This window comes from uncultured Ellagibacter sp. (assembly GCF_934643285.1).
Lineage (GTDB): Bacteria > Actinomycetota > Coriobacteriia > Coriobacteriales > Eggerthellaceae > Ellagibacter.
This window is the reverse complement of record NZ_CAKUBT010000045.1, coordinates 1-3,300: the sequence shown is the minus strand read 5'-3', so window position 1 is coordinate 3,300 and position 3,300 is coordinate 1. Positions and strand designations below refer to the sequence as shown.

Sequence of the window (3,300 nt, the reverse complement as noted above, 5' to 3'; positions counted from 1 at the left end):
ATGCAGGAAGTCGCCGCGGCGGACGGCTACGTCATCGACGACGTCGACGACGAGGGCAAGGCCCGCATCCATGACTTCCTGGTGAACGACCAGGGCATGGTTTCCACGGCCGACGAGCCCATGCAGGCCAAGCTCGCCATCGTGGTCGAGAACATGCCCAAGACCATGGGCACCACCGCGACCGACGGCGACAGCGGCACACATGAGGGCCAGGCGCGCGGCGACATGTCGATCGTCGACAAGATCGCCTACACGGGATGCATTCCCGGCGAAACCTACGAAGTAACTGGCAAGCTCATGGACAAATCCACCGGCCAGCCCGTGCTCGATGCAGAGGGCAACGAGATCATGGCCGAGAAGGAGTTCGCAGCGGAGGGTTTCGAGGGGTCGATTGACATCGAGTTCAGATTCGACGGCTCCGGCCTCGCAGGCGCCTCGCTCGTTGCGTTCGAGTCGATGCTCGATGCCGAAGGCAACGTCTACATGAGCCACGAAGACCTCGGCGACGAGGGCCAGACCGTCAACGTCGTCGACATCGCCACCAAGGCCCACGATGCCGAAACCGGCACCAACCAGGGCACCGTGAGCGAAGCCGCGTCGCTCGTGGACGAGGTGAGCTTCGAGGGGCTGACCCCCGGCAACCGCTACAAGCTGTTCACCATGCTCGTGGACAAGGCGACCGGCGAGCCTGTTGAGGATGCCGCGGGCAACCCGATTGTCATCGAGACGAATTTCGAGCCCGAGGCGCCCGACGGCACCGTCGAGGTCGTGTTCGAGCTCGATACCGTCGACCTCGCCGGCAAGTCCCTCGTGTTCTTCGAGAAGCTCGCCGACGATGGCGACAACGTCATCGCGAAGCACGAGGACATCGGAGACGAGGGCCAGACCATCGAGTTCCCGGCATCTGATGTTCCGCAAAACCCCGTAGGCAAGGGGTATCCCAAGACGGGGGCCGATGCGGCCAAGGCGGCTGTTGCGGCGAGCGCGGCGGTTATCGTAGGCTGCGGTGCGGCCGGCGCGGCCTATGCCGCGGCGAAGCGCCGCAAGAAGGCCGGCGAGGAGGTCGAGGAACCGACCGTCGAACCTGCCGAGTAGCAACAAATCGCCGCAAGTTCAGGCGGGCTTCGATCGAGGCCCGCCTTCTTTATCGGAAAGAGCAAAAATGAAGAAGCTGAAGAAGGTCGCCGAAGCGCTCGGCCTGGTGCTCGCCGCATTTGCCGTCGCCGCGCTATGCACCTGGATCGCCGCAGACGACAGCGACAAGGCCGAGATTGCACAGTCGCTCGAAGGCGCCGTATCGGAGGAAAGCGAACATGAGGAGCCCCGGGGTATCGACTGGGACAGCTTGTCCCAGGAAATCGTCGCCTGGGTGGAGGTGCCCAACACGAGCATAAGCCAGCCGGTAGCCAAGGCCGACAAGCAGAACCCGAACGCTTATCTCTACCTGGATGCGCTCGGCCAAGGCGGTTACGGCACCCCATACATCGACGCCGACTGCACGGAAGGCTCGCTCCTCGTCCCGATCTACGGGCACAACATGTCCGACAGCAGCGTGTTCGCGGATTTCGCGAAGTACAGCGATGAAGACTACGCTCGAAACCATTCGCGCATCTTCCTGCATACCCGCGATGGCGGCACGTATGAGCTATCGGTCATTGCCGTGGACGTCGTGGACGCCAGCGCCGAGACCGCGTGCCCAAGCTTCGACGACCCAGGCGCGATTGCCGAGTGGGTTGGCAATAGCGACCTCGTTCTTCATGAACACTATGGGTCGAGTAAAGTATTCGCCTTCACGACCTGCTCATACCAGACCGTTAATTCTCGAACCGTGGTATATGCGGCAACCACAAACGAATGACGCGCTCATCCGCGGACGTTCGCCCTTGAGGTCGGCGCTATTGCGCCTTTTCGCCTCTTGACAGGTTACTGCAGCTCTGTATAGACTGTATTAGCATGCATAGTACAGTTAATACAGAACGAACACTGAAAGGAGGTCTTGCCCCATGATTGCCGTTGATTACCGCGACCAACGACCGCTCTATGAGCAGGTGCGCGATGCGTATCGACGCCAAATCCTTGCCGGTCTGCTTGAACCAGGCACTGAAATGCCTTCGGTACGCAGCTTAGCTGCGCAGCTTTCCGTAAACCCCAACACCATTCAACGCGCCTATCATGCGCTTGAAGCAGATGGCTGCATTTGCTCTGTTAAAGGCAAGGGCAGCTTCGTGTCATACAACCCCGAAGCATCTCAAGCACGAAAAAACGAACTTCTTGCCGCTTTCGACGAAACCGTGCAGGAACTTCTCTCGATAGGGGTAGACCCCGAAACCTTGATTGAACGCTTAAACGGAGGTGGAAATCATGACTGAATTCGCCGTACAAACGCTTCATCTAACGAAGCGCTTCGATGATTTTGTTGCGCTGAACAGCGTTGATATGCACGTCCCCACAGGATCGGTCTACGGGCTGGTTGGTCCAAACGGCGCAGGAAAAACCACGCTGCTGCAGCACATTGCAGGCATCTATCGCAAAGACAGCGGTGATGTGCTGGTATTGGAACAACCGGTGTTCGAAAACGTTGCCATCAAAGAGCGCATTGCATTTGTGCCTAGCAGCTTCTACATTCCCGCGCGCTCCACGCTCAAAAGCCTGGTTTCTCTACATGAGTCAATAACGCCCCGCTTCGACAGGGGGCGCTTCGAAACGCTGCTTGGCAACCTCAATCTGCCCCTTACCCTGCCCTTCCGCAAGTTCTCGAAGGGCATGCAAAAGCAAGCGATGCTTCTGCTGGCGCTGGCATCGCGCCCCGATGTTTTACTGCTGGACGAGCCGATGGACGGACTTGATCCACTGGTAAGAAAAACGGCGTGGAGCATTGTCCTGAGCGACGTTGCGGAATTCGACACTACCGTTATAGTGAGCAGCCACAACTTGCGCGAGCTCGAAGGCGCCTGCGATCACTTGGGAATCATGGCAGAAGGCCAAATCATAAGCGAGCACGACCTGCTTTCGCTTGATGGTTCGCTGGTAAAGGTACAGCTGGCGCTGCCCGATGGCGTAGAGCTTGCGGGCGTGGACGTGCTGCACGAAAGCGCCGAAGGACGCCTGCGCACCCTTATCGTGCGCGGCAATGCTGATCAAGTGCGCACGGCGCTTTCTGCGCTGAACCCCGTGCTGCTTGAGATTATCCCGCTGTCCCTGGAAGAACTGTTCCTGCATGAGCTGAACGAGGTGAGCCCCCATGTCAAGAATATCGTTTTGTAATTTCGCTTTGGCAAAAGAGCTGTTCAAGCGAAATTG

Annotated in this window: 4 protein-coding genes; all 4 read left to right on the top strand. The window is 58.8% G+C overall.

Annotation, left to right across the window (positions count from 1 at the left end; genetic code table 11):
* Positions 1-1,095, top strand: a 1,095-nt coding sequence (locus tag Q0I65_RS09550; protein ID WP_296062903.1) for a VaFE repeat-containing surface-anchored protein, incomplete at its 5' end; no start/stop codon positions are given.
* A 67-nt stretch (positions 1,096-1,162) separates the two neighbouring features.
* The gene (locus tag Q0I65_RS09545) at positions 1,163-1,858 is read left to right on the top strand and encodes a class B sortase (RefSeq protein WP_296062902.1); all 696 of its coding nucleotides are present in this window, start codon (positions 1,163-1,165) and stop codon (positions 1,856-1,858) included.
* Positions 1,859-2,003: 145 nt separating this feature from the next.
* Positions 2,004-2,369: a GntR family transcriptional regulator gene (locus Q0I65_RS09540; RefSeq protein ID WP_296062856.1), complete on the top strand. Its 366-nt coding sequence runs from the start codon at positions 2,004-2,006 to the stop codon at positions 2,367-2,369.
* Positions 2,362-3,264, top strand: a complete 903-nt coding sequence (locus tag Q0I65_RS09535; RefSeq protein WP_296062900.1) for an ABC transporter ATP-binding protein — start codon at positions 2,362-2,364, stop codon at positions 3,262-3,264. Before Q0I65_RS09540 ends, Q0I65_RS09535 begins: the two co-directional genes overlap by 8 nt.
* Positions 3,265-3,300 lie beyond the last annotated feature (36 nt).